At 70.5% G+C, this 18,321-nt stretch carries 15 protein-coding genes and 1 riboswitch; of the genes, 12 read left to right on the top strand and 3 right to left on the bottom strand.

What is annotated here, in order from left to right; all coding sequences use genetic code 11:
- The 6 genes from ruvA to CVO76_RS06100 all read left to right on the top strand — a co-directional run.
- A partial coding sequence (ruvA, locus tag CVO76_RS06125) for a Holliday junction branch migration protein RuvA (RefSeq protein ID WP_244186244.1) occupies nt 1-404 on the top strand: 404 nt, incomplete at its 5' end.
- Nucleotides 401-1,516, top strand: a complete 1,116-nt coding sequence (ruvB, locus tag CVO76_RS06120) for a Holliday junction branch migration DNA helicase RuvB (protein WP_133081815.1) — start codon at nt 401-403, stop codon at nt 1,514-1,516. The genes ruvA and ruvB, both read left to right, overlap by 4 nt.
- A 102-nt stretch (nt 1,517-1,618) precedes the next feature.
- Nucleotides 1,619-2,185, top strand: coding sequence for a preprotein translocase subunit YajC (gene yajC, locus CVO76_RS06115; protein ID WP_347876229.1), 567 nt, complete (start codon nt 1,619-1,621; stop codon nt 2,183-2,185).
- 84 nt (nt 2,186-2,269) lie between these two features.
- Entirely contained in the window at nt 2,270-4,024 is a 1,755-nt protein-coding gene (gene secD / locus CVO76_RS06110; RefSeq protein ID WP_208741236.1) for a protein translocase subunit SecD, read from the top strand.
- On the top strand, nt 4,021-5,019 hold the full coding sequence (gene secF / locus CVO76_RS06105) for a protein translocase subunit SecF (RefSeq protein ID WP_133081818.1): 999 nt from the start codon (nt 4,021-4,023) through the stop codon (nt 5,017-5,019). The genes secD and secF overlap by 4 nt, the downstream gene beginning before the upstream one ends.
- Before the next feature lie 164 nt (nt 5,020-5,183).
- Nucleotides 5,184-7,634 carry a RelA/SpoT family protein gene (locus CVO76_RS06100; RefSeq protein ID WP_244186241.1) on the top strand — a complete coding sequence of 817 codons (2,451 nt, stop codon included), beginning with the start codon at nt 5,184-5,186 and terminating at the stop codon, nt 7,632-7,634.
- A 9-nt stretch (nt 7,635-7,643) separates the two neighbouring features.
- Here CVO76_RS06100 and CVO76_RS06095 read toward each other — a convergent pair whose 3' ends face one another.
- Nucleotides 7,644-8,294, bottom strand: coding sequence for a hypothetical protein (locus CVO76_RS06095; RefSeq protein ID WP_133081819.1), 651 nt, complete (start codon nt 8,292-8,294; stop codon nt 7,644-7,646).
- A gap of 108 nt (nt 8,295-8,402) precedes the next feature.
- Nucleotides 8,403-10,403: a DUF349 domain-containing protein gene (locus tag CVO76_RS06090; RefSeq protein WP_347876228.1), complete on the bottom strand. Its 2,001-nt coding sequence runs from the start codon at nt 10,401-10,403 to the stop codon at nt 8,403-8,405.
- A 284-nt stretch (nt 10,404-10,687) separates the two neighbouring features.
- Here CVO76_RS06090 and hisS point away from each other — a divergent pair, with 284 nt between their 5' ends.
- Nucleotides 10,688-12,016, top strand: a complete 1,329-nt coding sequence (hisS, locus tag CVO76_RS06085) for a histidine--tRNA ligase (RefSeq protein ID WP_133081821.1) — start codon at nt 10,688-10,690, stop codon at nt 12,014-12,016.
- Between the two features lie 85 nt (nt 12,017-12,101).
- Here the strand turns inward: hisS and CVO76_RS06080 are convergent, their stop codons facing one another.
- The gene (locus CVO76_RS06080; protein ID WP_244186240.1) at nt 12,102-13,358 is read right to left on the bottom strand and encodes an APC family permease; all 1,257 of its coding nucleotides are present in this window, start codon (nt 13,356-13,358) and stop codon (nt 12,102-12,104) included.
- A 188-nt stretch (nt 13,359-13,546) separates the two neighbouring features.
- On the opposite strand from CVO76_RS06080, the gene aspS reads away from it, so the two are divergent.
- The 5 genes from aspS to CVO76_RS06055 form a co-directional block, all read left to right on the top strand.
- Nucleotides 13,547-15,319, top strand: coding sequence for an aspartate--tRNA ligase (gene aspS, locus CVO76_RS06075; RefSeq protein ID WP_208741234.1), 1,773 nt, complete (start codon nt 13,547-13,549; stop codon nt 15,317-15,319).
- A 150-nt stretch (nt 15,320-15,469) separates the two neighbouring features.
- Nucleotides 15,470-15,611, top strand: a riboswitch (FMN riboswitch).
- Between the two features lie 117 nt (nt 15,612-15,728).
- Entirely contained in the window at nt 15,729-16,412 is a 684-nt protein-coding gene (pnuC, locus tag CVO76_RS06070) for a nicotinamide riboside transporter PnuC (protein WP_208741232.1), read from the top strand.
- The gene (gene ribD, locus CVO76_RS06065) at nt 16,409-17,467 is read left to right on the top strand and encodes a bifunctional diaminohydroxyphosphoribosylaminopyrimidine deaminase/5-amino-6-(5-phosphoribosylamino)uracil reductase RibD (RefSeq protein ID WP_208741230.1); all 1,059 of its coding nucleotides are present in this window, start codon (nt 16,409-16,411) and stop codon (nt 17,465-17,467) included. Before pnuC ends, ribD begins: the two co-directional genes overlap by 4 nt.
- A gap of 71 nt (nt 17,468-17,538) precedes the next feature.
- Nucleotides 17,539-18,192, top strand: coding sequence for a riboflavin synthase (locus CVO76_RS06060; RefSeq protein ID WP_208741228.1), 654 nt, complete (start codon nt 17,539-17,541; stop codon nt 18,190-18,192).
- Nucleotides 18,189-18,321, top strand: a 133-nt coding sequence (locus CVO76_RS06055; protein WP_208741717.1) for a 3,4-dihydroxy-2-butanone-4-phosphate synthase, incomplete at its 3' end; no start/stop codon positions are given. The genes CVO76_RS06060 and CVO76_RS06055, both read left to right, overlap by 4 nt.

Raw genomic sequence — 18,321 nt, 5'->3', positions numbered from 1 at the left:
CGGTCAGCGGCGTGGGCCCCCGCCTCGCCCTCGCCGTCCTCGCCGTCCACGCACCGGACGCGATCCGGGTGGCTGCGTCCTCGGGCGACGACAAGGCGTTCAGCAAGGTGCCCGGCATCGGCCCCAAGGGTGCGCGGCGCATCGTGCTCGAACTCGCCGGGAAGCTCGTGCCCCTGGAGTCGAAGCCGGGCGTCTCCCAGCAGACGTGGCAGGGCCAGGTGCTCACGGCCATGATGGGGCTCGGCTGGTCCGAGAAGGACGCCGGGGCCGCCATCGACGCAGCCGTCGCGGAGGCACCGGAGATCGCCGAGACGGGTGACGTGGGCCAGATCCTGAAGCTCACCCTGCGTCGCCTCGGCCAGGACGGCGCGCGTAGCTCGACCCGGACGAAGGTCGGGTCATGACGGACAGCCACCCCGAGGACGCCCCGCTCGTCGCGCCGGCGGCCGACCCCGAGGACAGGGCGGTGGAGGCGGCCCTGCGGCCGAAGAACCTCGACGACTTCGTGGGCCAGAAGCGGGTACGGCGGCAACTCTCGCTCGTCCTGGAGGCCTCGCGCCTGCGCGGGCGCAGCGCCGACCACGTCCTGCTCTCCGGCCCTCCCGGACTCGGGAAGACGACGCTCGCCATGATCATCGCTGCGGAGATGAACGCACCGCTGCGCATCACCTCCGGGCCCGCGATCCAGCACGCCGGTGACCTCGCCGCGATCCTCTCGTCCCTGACGGAGGGGGAGGTCCTGTTCCTCGACGAGATCCACCGCATGTCGCGGCCCGCCGAGGAGATGCTCTACATGGCCATGGAGGACTTCCGCGTGGACATCATCGTGGGCAAGGGCCCCGGGGCCACCGCGATCCCGCTGGAGCTGCCGCCGTTCACACTCGTCGGCGCGACCACCCGCGCCGGGCTGCTGCCCGGACCCCTCCGCGACCGGTTCGGATTCACCGGACACCTCGAGTTCTACTCGACCGAGGAGCTCGAGCTGGTGCTCCGCCGCTCCGCGATGCTCATGGACATGAAGGTGAACTCCGCCGCCTTCGCCGAGATCGCCGGGCGTTCACGGGGAACGCCCCGTATCGCGAACCGGTTGCTCCGACGCGTGCGGGACTGGGCACTCGTGCACGGCATCGACCTCATCGACGCGCGGTCAGCCAGTGCAGCCCTCGACATGTACGAGGTGGACGCCAGGGGCCTGGACCGGCTGGACCGGTCCGTCCTGACAGCGCTGATCACCAAGTTCAACGGCGGTCCCGTGGGGCTGTCGACCCTCGCCATCGCGGTGGGGGAGGAACCGGAGACGGTGGAGACCGTCGCCGAGCCGTACCTGGTCCGTGAGGGCATGCTGGGGCGCACTCCACGCGGCAGGATCGCGACGGCGGCAGCGTGGAAGCATCTGGGCCTGGAGATGCCCGCGAACGTGGCCGCGGCCATGCCGGAGGACCTGTTCTCCGTGGCGCCGGACACCCTCCTCGGAGCGGAATCGGGCCTTGACAGCTGGAGCCGGCCGGACTCCTGACGAGGAGACGCCCAGCTTTCCCCTTTACACTGGTGTCTTCGAATGTGTGCCGGGGCACAGTCCTGCCGCCCACACCTCCAGTCCCAGGAACGGAAATTCCCAGTGCTCGCACATGTAGTCGCCCAGACCACCTCCGGAGAAGCCCCTCCCTTCGACATCTTCTCCCTCCTGCTGCCGCTGGCGCTGGCATTCCTGATCTTCACGATGTTCCGCAGGCAGCGGAAGACGCAGCAGCAGGTGAAGGAGATGCGGACGCAGATGGAGCCCGGCACCGAGGTCATGACCCAGTTCGGCCTCTACGGGACGATCGTCTCGATCGACCAGGAGAACAACAAGGCCGTCCTCGAACTGTCGCCCGGGAACACCGCCACGGTGCACACCCAGGCCCTCTCCAAGGTCGTCACGCAGGAACCGACCGTCGCCCATGACGCGGACGCCACGGCGGACCGCGGCGATCTCGACGCCTACGACGGCGCCGCGGTGCCCGACGACGCGTCGTCGCTCGATCGGACGCCGACGGCCGGTTCGACCGCCGCGGGAACGCCCGGCGCGGTATCGGGTGTCGAGACCCCGGAGGAGACGCTGGAGCGGCTGGACCGCGAGCAGTCCACCCGGGAGAACCGCGACGCGCGGGATGCGCGCGACCCCAAAGTGAACCCCGACAACTAGCATCTTCTGGGGCGCGGTACTCAGCCGCGCCCTCTCTGGATCAACCCGGCGCGAGAGCCGCGCCACTGAATAAGGACACCCACCATGCCTCGTACCGGTCCCGGGACGGCAGCCAAGCGGACACTAGTCTGGCTGGGCGCATTGACAGCACTGCTCGCGATCCTGCTGGGAGCGGGTTCCTACTGGAGCACCGCGAGCTGGAGTCCCCGGCTGGCCCTCGACCTCGAGGGCGGAACACAGATGATCCTCGCCCCACGGGTCCAGGGCGGCACGGAGATCACCCCCGAACAGCTCGACCAGGCCGTCGAGATCATCCGCCAGCGCGTGGACGGCTCCGGCGTCGCCGAAGCCGAGATCAACACCCAGTCCGGGCAGAACGTCATCGTGTCGCTGCCCGGTACCCCGGATCCCGAGACGCGCGACCTCATCCAGGCCTCGGCCCAGATGGAGTTCCGACCGGTCCTCGCCGGAGGACCGGGCCAGGCGCCGCCCGCGGAGACCCCGACACCCGACGACCAGCTGCCGCAGCCGGCGGCCGAGCCGCAGGACGCGAGCGATCCGAACTGGATCACCCCGGAGCTCTACAAGCAGTTCGAGGCACTGAACTGCCTCGATCCCGCCGCGCTCGAGCCCGCCGAGGAGCCCGCGCCGGCCGACCAGCCGATGGTCGCCTGCGAGCCCGACACGCAGGGCAAGTACATTCTGGGACCCGTCGAGGTCCCCGGGACGGACATCTCGACCGCGAGCTACGGGCTGCAGCGCGGAGCGCAGGGCCAGGCACTGAACACCTGGGCCGTGAACATCGACTTCAACGACGAGGGCACGCAGACCTTCCGGGAGGTCACCGAGCGCCTCTACGCCATCGGCTCGGGAGACCCCCGCAACCAGTTCGCCATCGTGCTCGACGGCCGGATCGTCTCGGCGCCGACCACCAACGCCGTGATCCCCGACGGCAACCCCCAGATCAGTGGCAACTTCACGGAGGAATCCGCCGCCGCACTGTCCGAGCAGCTGAAGTACGGCGCACTGCCGATCAGCTTCGAGATCCAGAGCGAGCAGCAGATCTCCGCGACCCTCGGTGCCGACCAGCTCCGGCTCGGTCTCGTCGCCGGCCTGATCGGACTCCTCCTCGTCGCCGTGTACTCGATGTTCCAGTACCGGTTGCTGGGCCTCGTCACCATCGCATCGCTGGTGGTCGCCGGCGTCCTCACCTACCTGGCCATCTGCATCCTCGGCTGGACGGAGAACTACCGGCTGTCCCTAGCCGGTGTCGCCGGGCTGATCGTCGCCATCGGCCAGACCGCCGACTCGTTCATCGTCTACTTCGAGCGCATCAGGGACGAGCTCCGCGACGGGCGCGGGCTCATCTCCGCCGTCGAGAACGGCTGGCGCCGTGCCAAGCGCACCGTGCTCGCGTCGAAGGCCGTGAACCTGCTGGCCGCACTCGTGCTGTACTTCGTGGCCGTCGGCAACGTCCGTGGCTTCGCCTTCACGCTCGGCCTGACGGCCATCGCCGACCTCGTGGTCGTCTTCCTCTTCACCCATCCGGTGCTCCGCCTGCTGGCCAGGACCAAGTTCTTCGGCGAGGGACACCCCTGGTCGGGGCTGGACCCGAGCAGGCTCGGAGGCATTCCGCTCTACCGCGGAGCAGGCAGGCTGCGCGAGCCGGGCGAGAGGACCGAGAAGGGGGAGCAGTCCGTCGCCGTGGCCCGGACCAGGAACAAGGGCGCCGCGGCCGAAGCCGACCGCCGCATGACCATCGCCGAGCGCCGCCGCGCGGAGCAGCAGAAGGCCCTTGCCGGGCGCACCGGTTCGTCCCAGAAAGAGAACAACGAATGAGCCGCACAAGCTTTGCCACGTTCGGCAACGAGCTGTACTCGGGGAAGCGCTCCTATCCCTTCGTCGCCAAGCGGAACCTCTGGTTCCTCATCGCCGGTCTCGCCGTGCTGATCTCGATCATCATCCCGGTGGTCAAGGGCGGCTTCAACCTCGGCATCGACTTCCGCGGCGGATCCGAGTTCACGGTGTCCGCCACCGAGAACACCGACACCGCGATCGGGGAGGCCGCCGTGACGGACGTCGTGCCCGACGCCGTCCCGCGGGTCACCAACATCGCGGCCGACACCATGCGTGTCCAGACCGAGCGCCTCTCGGACGACGAGACCCTCAGCGTCCGCGACAACCTCATCAGCGGGTACGGGGTGGGCGAGGACCAGGTGACCTCGAGCTTCGTCGGCCCGACCTGGGGTGAGGACGTCAGCCGCCAGGCCCTGATCGGCTTCGGCGTGTTCGTCTTCCTGGCCGCGGTACTCATGGCCATCTACTTCCGCACGTGGAAAATGGCCCTCGCTGCGATGGCAGCCCTCGTGGTGGTCATGGTCGTGACCGCGGGACTTTACTCGCTCAGCGACTTCGAGGTGACACCCTCGGCGATCATCGGCTTCCTCACGATCCTCAGCTACGCCCTGTACGACACGGTGGTGGTGTTCGACAAGATCCGCGAGAACACGGCCGACGTCACGATCTCCACGAAGCGCACCTTCGCCGAGCAGGTCAACCTCGCGGTGAACCAGACGCTCGTCCGCTCGATCAACACCTCGGTGGTCGCGATCCTGCCGGTCGCGTCGATCCTGTTCATCGGCGCCTTTTTGCTGGGCGCCGGCACCCTGCAGGACCTGTCGCTGGCACTGTTCATCGGCATCATCCTCGGCACTCTCGGCACCATCTTCATCGCGGCGCCGCTGTACGCGGCCCTGCGGCTCAACGAGCCCGAGCTGAAGAAGCAGGAGAAGAAGGTCCTGAACCGGCGGTCGCTCGAAGCGGCGTCGGCCTGATCCACGCACCGCTGCCGACCGCAGCACGACCATCGGCCGCAGGGAGCCCGTCCGGGTATCCCTGCGGCCGATGCCGTTCAAAGCCCAGCTAGACTTGGAGTTGTCGCGAACGTGTGGCATCTTGAGTCCTTGCCGGATCCGAGATCGAGATTGAGGGACTGCATATGGCTGAAGCGGTGAACCCTGCGGTACGGTCCGGCGAGGACCAGGGCGTTACGGCGCCAGGAGTTCCTGCTCCGATCGCCACCGATGAACCACGACCTGCCCCTTCCCGCGGACTCGTGCAGCCCGCGGCGCCGGCCCCACGCGGGCTGGTGCAGCCGGCCTCGGCAGCCTCCGCACCGTCGGCCACGAGTGCCGACCAGGTGGCGCCCGGGCGGCGGGGCCGCACGCGGGCGCGCATCGCCCGCCTCACCGGCCGCGGCTCCTCCGGCTACTCACCCGTCCTCGAGCCCCTCCTGCGCACCGTCCGTGCGAACAATCCCAGGGAGGACCTCGACCTCATCCAGCGTGCCTACCTCGTCGCGGAACGCAGCCACGACGGCCAGACCCGCAAGAGCGGGGACCCGTACATCACGCACCCCGTGGCGGTCGCCACGATCCTCGCCGAGCTCGGCATGACCGGCACCACCCTGGCGGCTGCCCTGCTGCACGACACCGTCGAGGACACCTCCTACACCCTCGACGAACTCAAGCGCGACTTCGGGCCGGAGGTCGCGATGCTCGTCGACGGCGTCACGAAGCTCGACAAGGTGTCCTTCGGGGACGCCGCGCAGGCCGAGACCGTGCGCAAGATGGTCGTCGCGATGGCCAAGGACATCCGTGTCCTCGTCATCAAGCTGGCGGACCGGCTGCACAACGCCCGGACGTGGCGGTTCGTCTCGCCCGCCTCGTCGGCGAAGAAGGCGCGGGAGACGCTCGAGATCTTCGCGCCGCTCGCCCACCGCCTCGGTATGAACACCATCAAGTGGGAACTCGAGGACCTCTCCTTCGCGGCGCTCCACCCCAAGGTGTACGAGGAGATCGTGCGGATGGTGGGGGACCGGACCCCGGAGCGCGAGAAGCACCTCGGCCTCGTCCGGAACCAGATCGAGGAAGACCTCCGGGCAGTCAAGATCAAGGCGACGATCACCGGCAGGCCGAAGCACTACTACTCGATCTACCAGAAGATGATCGTGCGGGGTAAGGACTTCGACGACATCCACGACCTGATGGGCGTGCGTGTCCTGGTGGACAGTGTCCGCGACTGCTATGCGACCCTCGGATCGCTGCATTCGCGCTGGAACCCCCTGCCGGGGCGGTTCAAGGACTACATCGCGATGCCGAAGTTCAACATGTACCAGTCGCTGCACACCACCGTGATCGGCCCCGGCGGGAAGCCCGTCGAGATCCAGATCCGGACGCACGACATGCACCGGCGCGCCGAGTACGGCGTCGCGGCGCACTGGAAGTACAAGAGCGGCGGCCGGCAGCTGGAGGCCTCGGACAACGGCGACATGGGCTGGCTCCGCAGCCTCGTCGACTGGCAGCAGGAGACGTCGGACCCGGACGAGTTCCTCGACTCGCTGCGGTTCGAGATCAACGCGCGCGAGGTCTTCGTCTTCACCCCGAAGGGTGAGGTCGTGGCATTGCCCGCCGGCTCGACGCCGGTCGACTTCGCCTACGCCGTGCACACCGAGGTGGGCCACAGGACCATCGGCGCGAGGGTCAACGGCAAGCTCGTGCCGCTGAACAGCGAGCTGAACCACGGCGACTGGGTGGAGATCTTCACCTCGAAGGCCGAGGGGGCGGGGCCGAGCCAGGACTGGCAGGGCTTCGTCAAGAGTCCGCGTGCCCGGAACAAGATCCGCCAGTGGTTCACCAAGGAGCGCCGCGAAGAGGCGATCGACAAGGGCAAGGAACTGCTGACGCGCGCGATGCGCAAGCAGAACCTGCCGCTGCAGCGGATGATGACGCACAGCGCGCTGCTGACGGTCGCGCAGGATCTGCGCCACCAGGACATCTCGGCCCTGTACGCCGCGGTCGGTGACGGCCACACGTCGGCCCAGAACGTGATCGAGCACCTCGTGGCGCTCATGGGCGGACACGAGGGGGCGGAGGAGAACATCGCGGAGACGGCGGTCGCCACGCAGCCCCGCCGCCCGAAGTTCTCCGACTCGGGTGTGACCGTGCGTGGCGTCGGGGACGTGTGGGTGAAGCTGGCTCGCTGCTGCACCCCGGTCCCGCCGGACCCGATCATCGGGTTCGTCACACGGGGGTCCGGCGTCTCGGTCCACCGCAGCGACTGCCGCAACGTGCAGGAACTGCGTGACCAGCCGGACCGTATCGTCCCCGTCGAATGGGCTCCCACCCAGTCCAGTGTGTTCCTCGTGGAGATCCAGGTGGAGGCCCTGGACCGCAAGAGCCTGCTCTCGGACGTGACGAGCGTGCTCGCCGAGAACCATGTGAACATCCTGGCCGCGAACGTCAACACGTCGTCGGACCGCGTGGCGATGTCGCGCTTCGCCTTCGAGATGGGCGATCCGAAGTACCTGAACCACATCCTGAGCGCCGTGCGCCGGATCGACGGCGTCTTCGACGTGTACCGGACCACCGGTTCCCAGCGCCGCTCCTGACCGGCCCGCTCACCCTCGAGCCTGCCCCGGGTTCCGGGCGAGGCGCAACCTTGCGAGGGCCCGCGTCTTGCCCGGCACCCGCGAGGTGTTGACGAGTGCTGCTTCCACGAGCCGCAGCGGACACGCGAGCTCCCGTGCCGTCCCGATCGCACGCAGGATCTCGACGGCGCCGGTGTCCTCCCCGTGCACGGCGATGTCCAGCGCCGTCCGGAGCGGTGTCGTCACCGAGACCCCTCCCACCAGGTTGACGTCGAAGGGCCCGAGCGCCACCTGATGCAGGACTGCGGGTGTGAACGGCGGTAGGGCCGTGGTGCGGCGGCGGTGATCCGTCACGAGGCTGATCAGCGACGGCCGGGGAGCACAGCCGTAGACCCAGGCGGCGCAGGTGCGGCCGAGCGCGACGCGCGGGCGGAGGGAGGAGGGGACGCTCCGTGCCGCTGCCTGCGACCGCGCGGCCGCATCCTCCCGGAAATCGCTGCGGAGATAGGAGTCGCCGATGACCAGCTGCACGAGCCCGTCGAGCCGCATGGCCTGCAGCTCTGCCGAGGTGAAGATCTCACCCGCATGGAAGAGCGCTCCGCCGGTGGACGTCACCGGATTCGATGTGCCGAGGGTGCGTTCGGGTGGAGCTGCGGCGCCGGCGCTGTCCAGGGGAGGCATCGCTCCAGCATCGCCACTGCGCTGCGCACGGAAAAGCCCCCCGGCACCGATGTGGACAACGGTGCCGGGGGGCTCGGACCTGTCCGCGGACGGACGGGAGGGATGGGCTCAGGAGAAGTCCTGGGCCGACTTCTGCAGCATCTCGAGCCACTGCTCGCGTGCCGCCAGCGCTTCCCGCGCGGAGGCGATCTTCTTGGCGTTCCCCGCGCGCTCGGCATCGGCGAGGTCGTCCCTGAGCTGCGCGATCGTCGCCTCGAGCTGGGCGAGCGCACTGTTGGTGCGTGCCTTCGTCTCGGGGTTCGTCTTCGTCCAGTGCTCGTCGTCGGCAGCCTTCACGGCGTCCTCGACCTGCCGCAGGGCACCGTCGATGCGCCCCATGTCGGCGCGGGGGACCTTGCCTGCCTCGTCCCAGCGGTCACGCACGGACTGCAGTGCCTTCTTGGCTGCAGCGAGGTCCCTGATGGGCAGGATCTGCTGGGCTTCCTTCAGCAGTGCCTCCTTGGCCGTCAGGTTGCCCGCGTACTCCTCGTCGACGGCTTCGTTGGCTGCCTTCCGGGCCTCGAAGAAGCGGTCCTGCGCCGCGCGGAAACGGGCCCAGAGGGCGTCGTCGTCCTTGCGGCTGGCGCGCTTGGATGCCTTCCACTCGTCCATCAGGCGCCGGTACTCGGCGGCGGTGTGGCCCCAGTCCGTCGAGTCCGCGAGCTGCTCGGCGCGCTTGATGAGGGCTTCCTTCGCCTGCTTCGCCTCGGCGTTGTCGCTGTCGAGCTGGGAGAAGTAGGCGCGCCGGTGCCGGTCGAAGACCGTGCGTGCCGACCGGAACCGCTTCCAGAGCGCATCCTCCGTGCCGCGGCCCAGCCTCGGCCCGTTCTTCTGCGCCGCCTTCCACAGCTCGAACAACTCGTTCATGCGGGTGCTGCTCGCCTTCCACTGCACGGTGGAGGGGTCCCTGCCGGCGAGTTCCTCGGCTTCGGCGACGATCGCCTCGCGGGCCGCGAGCTCCTTCGCCTTCAGCTCGTCCTGCACCGCGCGTTCGGCCTTCTCGAGCCCGCTGATGGCGCCGAGCAGCGCATCGATCCGCGCCTCGAGGGCCAGGACGTCTCCGACCATCTTCCGTTCGCCGACCTGCGCACGCAGGTGCTTGGCCGTCTTCGCCATGTCCGAGGACGGCGCCTTGGCATGCACGCGCTGCTCGAGCAGGGCGACCTGGCTGACGACGTCGTCGTACTTCCTGACGAAGTAGGCCAGCGCCTCTTCACGCGTGGCGTCCGGGTACTGGCCGACGGCGTGCTCGTCCCCCTCCACGAGGAGGAAGACGTGGCCGTCCTCCTCCACGCGCGCGAATCTGCCCGCCTCCTCGAGGGAGGTGCTGTGGGCCGGGGGTGCTGCCACGGGCTGGGCGGCCTTCTTCGCCGGGCGCGGGGCCATGGCCGTCGGCAGCGGCGGGCGGGGAGCGGTCAGGCGGGGCGACGGCGTGCTCAGCGGGGCAGGCTCGGGCGCCAGGGGCACAGCCTGCTCGGTCGTCCCGGTCGTCCCCTCTGCCGCCTCGGCCGGCACGTCCGTGTCCTCCGGTGAGCGCATGTCGTCGTCGGAGGAGTCCACGGGGCCCGCGGAACCTTCCGGCGGAGGCGCAGAGGCCTCCGCTTCCGCGGTGCCGGCGGCATCCGCCACGGCGGCGTCGGCCGCGTCCGCTGGATCCGCCACGGCGGCGTCTGACACGGCGGCATCGGCCTTGCCTGCTGGGTCCGCCACGGCGGCGTCGGCCTTGCCTGCTGAATCCGCCACGGCGGCGTCGGCGTCGGCTACGGTATCCGCCACGGCGGCGTCGGCTACGGGATCCGCCACGGCGGCGTCGGCCGCGTCCGCTGGATCGGCTGCGAGGGCATCCGCCATGCCGGACGGATCGACAGCGGGGGCATCCACCTCGTCGGCGGAGGGCCCGGCGTCGGGCCCGTCCTGCGGGGCGGCTCCGGTCACGGCGGCGGGGGACCCGTCCGTGGAGGTGTCCGAACCATCGCCGGCGGACGGGGCATGAATACCGTCGTCCGTCCCGCCGTCCTGCTGGGGAGCTCCGCTGATGGTCGTTTCGTCGGATTGCTGACTGTCTGTCACCGCTAGAAGTCTTTCGCTCGTCGGATGGCCGTGAGCAACGCCGGGGCCATTTTCTGCAGGATCCAGGAACATCACGGAACCTGCCCTGAGGTTACTTTACCCACTGGTCCTCCACCCGCGTCCCGGAGCGGGTAGAGGAGCCTCCCGCTGGACGGCGGGCGGCGTCCCCGCTCGGTGCTTTTCCCGCGGACCACCCGCGGCACCTAGGATTGAGGCCGCAGAACCGGCCGGCCGCCCTGCCTGGGCGCCGGCCGGCACACCCCGCCCCGGAGGAGACCCACCCCATGGCCCGCAAGGCATCACTGTCAGGCTTTCCCGAATGGCTGCCGGAGGAGCGCCTGATCGAGCTCCACGTCCTCGAGGTGCTCCAGCGGACCTTCGAGCTCCACGGCTTCTCGAGCATCGAGACGCGTGCCGTCGAGACGGTGGAGCACCTGCTGCGCAAGGGTGAGATCGACAAGGAGGTGTACGCCGTGTCCCGCCTCCAGGCCGACGAGGCGTCCGCCTCCGAGAGCGGACTCGCGCTGCACTACGACCTGACGGTTCCGTTCGCCCGCTACGTCGTCGAGAACGCCGGCCACCTCGCCTTCCCCTTCCGGCGGTTCCAGATCCAGAAGTGCTGGCGCGGGGAGCGGCCGCAGGAGGGTCGCGCCCGCGAGTTCACCCAGGCGGACATCGACGTCGTGGGTGACGGCGTGCTGCCGTTCCGGTACGACGTCGAACTCGCCCTCGCCGTCGTCGAGGCCCTCGGTGCGCTTCCGATCCCCGACTTCACGCTGCGCGTCAACAACCGCAAGCTCACCGAGGGGTTCTATCGCGGTATCGGACTCGAGGACACGGCCGCCGTCCTGCGGAGCATCGACAAGCTCGAGAAGATCGGCGCGGAGAAGGTGGGTGCCCTGCTGCGCGAGGAGGTCGGCGCCGACGACGAGCAGGTGAGGCTTGCACTCGAACTCGCCGGCATCCGCACCGCCGACACCTCCTTCGTGGATCGCGTCCGCAGCCTCGGCATCTCCGGCGAGCTGCTCGAGGAGGGCCTCGAGGAACTCCGGCAGGTCGTCGGCGAGGCGTCGCGGCGTGCGCCGGGCCGGGTCGTCGCGGACCTCAGCATCGCCCGCGGTCTCGACTACTACACGGGCACCGTCTACGAGACGGTCCTGAACGGACACGAGGGCCTCGGCTCGATCTGCTCCGGCGGGCGCTATGACGCCCTGGCACGCAAGGGCAACCGCACGTTCCCCGGCGTCGGGCTGTCCATCGGCGTGACCCGCATCGTGTCGCGGATCCTCAGCCAGGGTTTCGCCACGGTCTCCCGTCCCGTCCCCACGGCTGTGCTGGTGACGCTCGCGGACGACGACTCGTGGTCCGAGGCACAGGACGTCGCCGCTGCACTGAGGAGCCGGGGGATCTCCGCCGAGGTCGCCGCGAGCGCCGAGAAGTTCGGGAAGCAGATCAAGTTCGCCGACCGCCGCGGCATCCCCTTCGTGTGGTTCACCTCGCCCGACGGCGCGCACGAGGTGAAGGACATCCGGTCCGGCGAGCAGGTGTCCGCCGACCCCGCGTCGTGGTCCCCGCCGGCCGCGGACCTGCGCCCGGTGGTCGCCACCGCCTGAGCCCGCCCGGCACTTCGCCGGTGCCGCCGCGGTCCCAGGTCCCAGGTCCCCATCGTGCCGTCGGGCGGCGCTCCTCAGATGCCGTTCAGGCAGCCCGCCGCCGCGCGGCCAGGACGACGGCGCGGACGGCCACCCCCGCGGCGAGCACCGCGACCATGGTCAGCACCGACGCCGCCGGCAGCGTGAACGCGAGGACGAGGCAGCCGACCGCACCCACACCGTTGAGCCAGCGCGGGGAGTACCACGGGCGTTCGCGGAGCGTGAGCGCCGAGATGTTCGCGATCGCGTAGTACAGCAGGACGCCGAAACTGGAGAACCCGACCACGGTCAGCACATCCGTGGCGAGCAGGAGGGCTCCGACGACGACGGCCGTCGCGAGGTCGGCCACCCAGGGTACGGAGTGCCGGACCGAGATGCGGGCGAGGACCCTCGGCAGGTCGCCGCCGCGGGCCATGGCGAGGCTCGTGCGGCCGACGCCCGCGATGAGGGCGAGCAGTGCGCCGAGGCTGGCGAGTGCCGCCGCGAGGGTCACGACGGCACCGCCCCGCCCCATCGATCCTTCGCCGGGGACCCCGACGTCCATGACGTCCCGGAGCGGCGTGGTCGTGCCGGCCAGGCCCTCGGGCCCGAGAGCGTGCAGGAGGGAGAGCGCCAGCAGCAGGTACAGCACCAGCGTCACCCCGAGCGCGCCGAGGATCGCTGCAGGGATGTTCCTGCGCGGTTCCCGGACCTCCTCGCCCATCGTCGCGATCCGGGCGTACCCCGCGAAGGCGAAGAAGAGCAGCGCCGAGGCCTGGAGCACGCCCCCTGCCCCTGCCGGCACGGCGTCCACCGTCGCCGCCGGGGACGTGAATCCGACGACGATCACGAAGGCGAGGACCGGCAGCACGAGCGAGACGATGACGCGTGTGGCGAGGGCCGTCCGCGTGATCCCGAAGAGGTTCACCGTCGTCAGTGCGACGACGGCGGCCACCGCGGCGGCCTTCTCCGCGCCCGGCGCGGCATAGAGGCCGAAGGTCAGCGCCATGGCGGCGCAGGAGGCGAGCTTGCCCGTGACGAAGCCCCAGCCGGCGAGGAAGCCGGGCCAGGGTCCCAGGCGCTCCCGTCCGTACAGATAGACCCCACCGCTCGAGGGGTACCGGACGGCCAGGGCGGCCGTCGCCGACGCGTTGCAGTAGGCGACGAGACCCGCGAGGACCACGGCGAGGGGCAGGAGCGAGCCGGCGGCGGCTGCTGCCGGGGCGAAGACCACGAAGGCGCCTGCGCCGATCATCGCGCCGATCCCGACGGTGGTGGCGTCGAAGCCGCCCATGGCTCGGCGCAGTTCCGGGGGCTGGGACACGGTTCTCCTCGGGGTCGGACGCGGTACGCGGCGTCGGAGCACCGGCGGTACGAGGGCCGGACGCCGCCGTCGGGGGCGTCGGTCCGACCCGCCGGACCGGACCGGTAAAGTTGGTCGGGCTTGAACCAACTCTAGGCAGGTGCAGCTGGCCTGCGACTCATCGAAACAGATCTGTGGGAAGGAATGCTGTGCTCCGCACGCATGAACTGGGCTCCCTTCGGCCCGAGCACGTAGGACAGACGGTCACCCTGGCGGGCTGGGTGGCCCGCCGCCGCGACCACGGCGGGGTGGCGTTCCTCGACCTCCGTGACGCTTCAGGCGTCGCCCAGGTGGTGGTGCGCGAGGAGGATGTGTTCTCCAGCCTGCGCAACGAGTACGTCCTCCAGATCGTCGGCAGTGTCCAGCAGCGCCCCGAGGGCAACGAGAACCCCGCCCTGCCCACGGGGGCGATCGAGGTCATCGCGGACACCGTGACCATCCTCAACACCTCCGACCCGCTGCCGTTCCAGATCGACGAGCACGTCGAGGTCGGCGAGGAGGCGCGCCTGCGCCACCGCTACCTCGACCTCCGCCGTCCCGGCCCCCAGGCCAACCTGCGCCTGCGCTCCGAGGCCAGCCGCGTGGCACGCGAACTGCTGCACGGCGACGGCTTCGTGGAGATCGAGACGCCGACGCTGACACGCTCCACGCCCGAGGGTGCCCGCGACTTCCTGGTGCCCGCCCGGCTCGCACCCGGCTCCTGGTACGCCCTGCCCCAGTCGCCCCAGCTGTTCAAGCAGCTGCTGCAGGTCGGCGGGTTCGAGAAGTACTACCAGCTCGCGCGCTGCTACCGGGACGAGGACTTCCGCGCCGACCGCCAGCCCGAGTTCACGCAGCTCGACATCGAGGCGAGCTTCGTCGAGCAGGACGACATCATCGCCCTCGGCGAGCAGCTGGTGTCCGCCCTGTGGAAGCTCATCGACGTCGAGATCCCGCTCCCGATCCGCCGCATGACCTACGCGGACGCGATGGCGAAGTACGGCTCGGACAAGCCGGACCTCCGTTTCGGCCTCGAGCTGACCGAGCTGACCGAGTTCTTCAAGGACACCGGGTTCGGCGTCTTCAAGGCGCCCTACGTCGGCGCCGTGGTCATGCCCGGCGGGGGGTCCCAGCCCCGCCGCCAGCTCGACGCCTGGCAGGAGTGGGCGAAGCAGCGCGGCGCCAAGGGCCTCGCCTACGTCCTGATCGACGACGACGGCAGCCTCCGGGGCCCGGTCGCCAAGAACCTGACGGACACCGAGCGGGACGGCCTCGCGGCCGCCGTCGGTGCGGCCCCCGGCGACTGCATCTTCTTCGCCGCGGGGGACAGGACGTCCTCGCGCGCCATCCTCGGCGCTGCGCGCGTCGAGATCGGGCGACGCACGGGGCTCATCAAGGAGGGCGACTGGGCCTTCGTGTGGGTGGTCGACGCACCCATGTTCGAGCCCGCCTCGGCTGCGGTCGCCGCAGGCGACGTCGCCGTCGGCGGAGGAGCGTGGACGGCCGTCCACCACGCGTTCACGTCCCCGAAGCCGGAGTTCCTCGACAGCTTCGACACCGACCCCGAGAATGCCCTGGCGTACGCCTACGACATCGTCTGCAACGGCAACGAGCTCGGCGGCGGATCCATCCGTATCCACCAGCGCGACGTGCAGGAGCGCGTGTTCGCCGTCATGGGCCTCGGCGCCGAGGAAGCCCAGGAGAAGTTCGGCTTCCTGCTCGAGGGCTTCAAGTACGGTGCGCCTCCCCACGGCGGCATCGCGCTCGGCTGGGACCGCGTGGTCTCCCTGCTGGCAGGCACGGAGTCGATCCGCGACGTCATCGCGTTCCCGAAGTCCGGCGGCGGGTACGACCCGCTGACGGCTGCGCCCGCGCCGATCACGCCGCAGCAGCGCAGGGAGGCCGGCGTCGACGCCAAGCCGAAGGCCGCCGCCGAGGGCTGATCCGACGGCGGGGTCTGGCATCACCGGGACAGGGCACTCCGCACGGGGTGCCCTGTCGTGTCCGCACCGCGTCCGGCCGTCCGATCGCTGTCGGAAGAATTGTGACGGCGGGCCCGGACCTGCGGCCCGCCTGTGAAATACTGGGAGCAGTACGTGCTCCGGGGTCGGTGTGAGTCCGAACCGGCGGTGATAGTCCGCGACCCGTTCCTCGTTCCGCACCCGCGGGACGGCGGCGGTTGAGCCGGTGGAATTCCGGGACCGACAGTCAAAGTCTGGATGGGAGAAGCACGAACAGCAGGGGCTCGCCGCTGCCCGCACCACGGGCCGCAGCGCCTTCGGCGGCATCGCCCGCGGGAGGGTGCCCTCCTGCTGCCATTGCCCGGAGCCGTCGTATCGGCGAAGGATCGGCATGGACTTTCTGCAGTGGCTCTTCGAAGCCCGCATCCCGGTAGGCGACGGTTCCCTCCTGGCGCGTGAAGTGGTCGGCAATGTGTTCGGCCTCCTCAGCGCCCTCGGCGGGATGCGCCGCAGGGTCTGGGCATGGCCCGTCGGCATCGTCGGCAACCTCCTCCTCCTGACGGTGTTCCTCGGCTCCCTCTTCGGTGCCGCCAGCGCAGCGAACCTCCTCGGCCAGGCGGGACGCCAGATCATGTTCATCGCCGTCTCGATCTACGGCTGGCGTCAGTGGCAGGCCAGCAGGCACAGCGGCGGGCAGGCCGTCACGCCCCAGTGGGCCGGCACCCGGGCGCGCCTCGGCATGGTCGCCTTCCTGGTGGTCGGCACGTTCGCGCTGACGCCGCTCTTCCGCGTGCTCGGCTCCTACGAGCCGGTCTGGGCCGATGCCTGGACTTTCGTCGGCTCCCTGCTCGCCACCTACGGCATGGCGAAGGGCTGGGTCGAGTTCTGGCTCGTCTGGGTCGCCGTCGACATCGTCGGCGTGCCCCTCCTCTTCAGCGCCGGCTACTACGCGAGCGCCTTCATGTACATCTTCTACGGTGCCTTCACCCTGGTCGGTTTCTTCGTCTGGGCACGCGCCCAGCGCACTGCCAAGCCGAGCATCGAGACGCTCCTGCCGGATCCGACCCTGCGATGAGCACGACGACGCCGGCCGTGACCACGGCAGAGTCGGAGGCGATGGGCCGCGCCCTGGACCTCGCAGCGCAGGGAGTGCGCGGCGCCAACCCCCTCGTCGGCGCCGTCGTGCTCTCGGGCGACGGCGCACTCCTCGGCGAGGGCCACCACAGGGGCGCGGGCACACCGCACGCCGAACCGGCGGCCCTCGCCGACGTCCGTCGTCGGGGCGGCGACCCGCGCGGCGCCACCGTGGTGGTCACCCTCGAACCGTGCAACCACACCGGCCGGACGGGCCCCTGCAGCGAGGCCCTCATCGACGCGGGTGTCGCACGCGTCGTGTACGCCGCCGCCGACGTCAACGGGCCGGCTGCGGGGGGAGCGCAGCGGCTCCGCGGAGCGGGCGTCGACTGCGTCGGCGGTCTCGACGCCGACCGCTCCCGCCGGCTCAACGCACGCTGGGCCGCAGCCCTCGCTGGAGCCCGGCCGTTCGTCACGCTCAAGTCCGCGCAGTCGCTCGACGGCCGGGTCGCGGCCGTGGACGGCACGAGCCAGTGGATCACCGGTCCGCAGGCGCGCGCGGACGGCCACCGGATCCGTTCCCTCGCCGACGCGGTCCTGGTGGGCACGGGTACCCTCCTCGCCGACGACCCCCGTCTCACGCCCCGCGGCGCCCCCGCAGCGACCCCGACCCCGGGGAAGGGCCTGCGCGTCGTGATGGGGCGCACCGCCGTACCCGAAGACGCCGCGATCAGGGGGCCGGGCTTCCTCCACCTGCCGACGCGGGACGTGCGGGAGGTGCTCGACGAGCTGTTCGGCAGGGGAGTCCGCCACCTCCTGGTCGAGGGCGGACCCCGCGTCGCCTCCGCCTTCCTCCGGGAGGGCGTGGTGGACGAGCTGTTCAGCTACGTCGCCCCGCTGATCCTCGGTGACGGCGCACCGGCGTTCCCCGACCTGGGCGTAGGCACCCTCGAAGCCGCCGCCCGGTGGGCCCTGGACGATGCCGGGGGGCCCGGCATTCAGCAGCTGGGCCCGGACGTCCGGATGCATCTGCGGCCACCGTCTACCGGCCCCTGACCTCTCCCGGCCGACCAGCCCCATCTCCAGTCCCGACCCCCAGTCCCGACCTCCAGCCGAAGGAAGTACCAGTGTTCACAGGAATCGTGTCCGAGCAGGGCAGCGTGGTCTCACTCGAGCTCGCGCCCGACGGCGAGAGCGGCCTCCTCGTCTTCGAGGCGCCGCAGACCGGCCAGGACCTCGCCCCCGGCGCGTCCATCGCCGTCAACGGCGTGTGCCTGACGGCGGTGACGCTCGACGGCGGACGAGTCGGCGTCGACGTCATGGGGGAGACCCTCCGCCGGACAACCACCGGCGAGCTGCGGCCCGGGGCTCCCGTCAACCTCGAGCGCTGCGTCCCGGCCGGAGGCCGCCTCGACGGACATGTCGTGCAGGGCCACGTGGACGGCCTCGGGGTGCTGCTGGAACGCGAGGACCTGGGTGCCTGGCACCGGCTCCGCTTCGGCCTCCCGGCGAAACTCGGCCGGTACGCGGCGGAGAAGGGCTCGGTGGCCATCGACGGCGTCTCGCTGACCGTCACCGCCGTCAGCGCACCCGACGAACCGGAGCAGTGGTTCGAGGTCGGGCTGATCCCGACCACCCTCAGGGAGACCGGCCTCGGCGCCAAGTCCCTCGGCGACCCCGTCAACCTGGAGATGGACGTGCTCGCGAAGTACGCCGAACGGCTCCTCGGCTTCGCCGCCGTGGATGCGCGGTCGGGCACGGACGCCGGAGGCGGGCAGTGAGCGCTGCAGGAGGCATCCGGCTGGACCCCATCGGGGACGCCGTCGAGGCCATCGCCGCGGGACGCGCCGTCGTCGTCGTCGACGACGAGGACCGTGAGAACGAGGGCGACATCGTGTTCGCCGCCCAGG

Source organism: Arthrobacter agilis (genome assembly GCF_002953615.1).
GTDB lineage: Bacteria > Actinomycetota > Actinomycetes > Actinomycetales > Micrococcaceae > Arthrobacter_D > Arthrobacter_D agilis_B.
This window is presented reverse-complemented; position numbering and strand designations above follow the sequence as displayed.

What these genes read in the sequence shown, in the direction of transcription:
- ruvB (WP_133081815.1), top strand. Translation starts at nt 401, where the DNA reads ATGACGGACAGCCACCCCGAGGACGCCCCGCTCGTCGCGCCGGCGGCC.
- secD (WP_208741236.1), top strand. Translation starts at nt 2,270, where the DNA reads ATGCCTCGTACCGGTCCCGGGACGGCAGCCAAGCGGACACTAGTCTGG.
- secF (WP_133081818.1), top strand. Translation starts at nt 4,021, where the DNA reads ATGAGCCGCACAAGCTTTGCCACGTTCGGCAACGAGCTGTACTCGGGG.
- CVO76_RS06100 (WP_244186241.1), top strand. Translation starts at nt 5,184, where the DNA reads ATGGCTGAAGCGGTGAACCCTGCGGTACGGTCCGGCGAGGACCAGGGC.
- CVO76_RS06095 (WP_133081819.1), bottom strand. Translation starts at nt 8,294, where the DNA reads ATGCCTCCCCTGGACAGCGCCGGCGCCGCAGCTCCACCCGAACGCACC.
- hisS (WP_133081821.1), top strand. Translation starts at nt 10,688, where the DNA reads ATGGCCCGCAAGGCATCACTGTCAGGCTTTCCCGAATGGCTGCCGGAG.
- pnuC (WP_208741232.1), top strand. Translation starts at nt 15,729, where the DNA reads ATGGACTTTCTGCAGTGGCTCTTCGAAGCCCGCATCCCGGTAGGCGAC.
- ribD (WP_208741230.1), top strand. Translation starts at nt 16,409, where the DNA reads ATGAGCACGACGACGCCGGCCGTGACCACGGCAGAGTCGGAGGCGATG.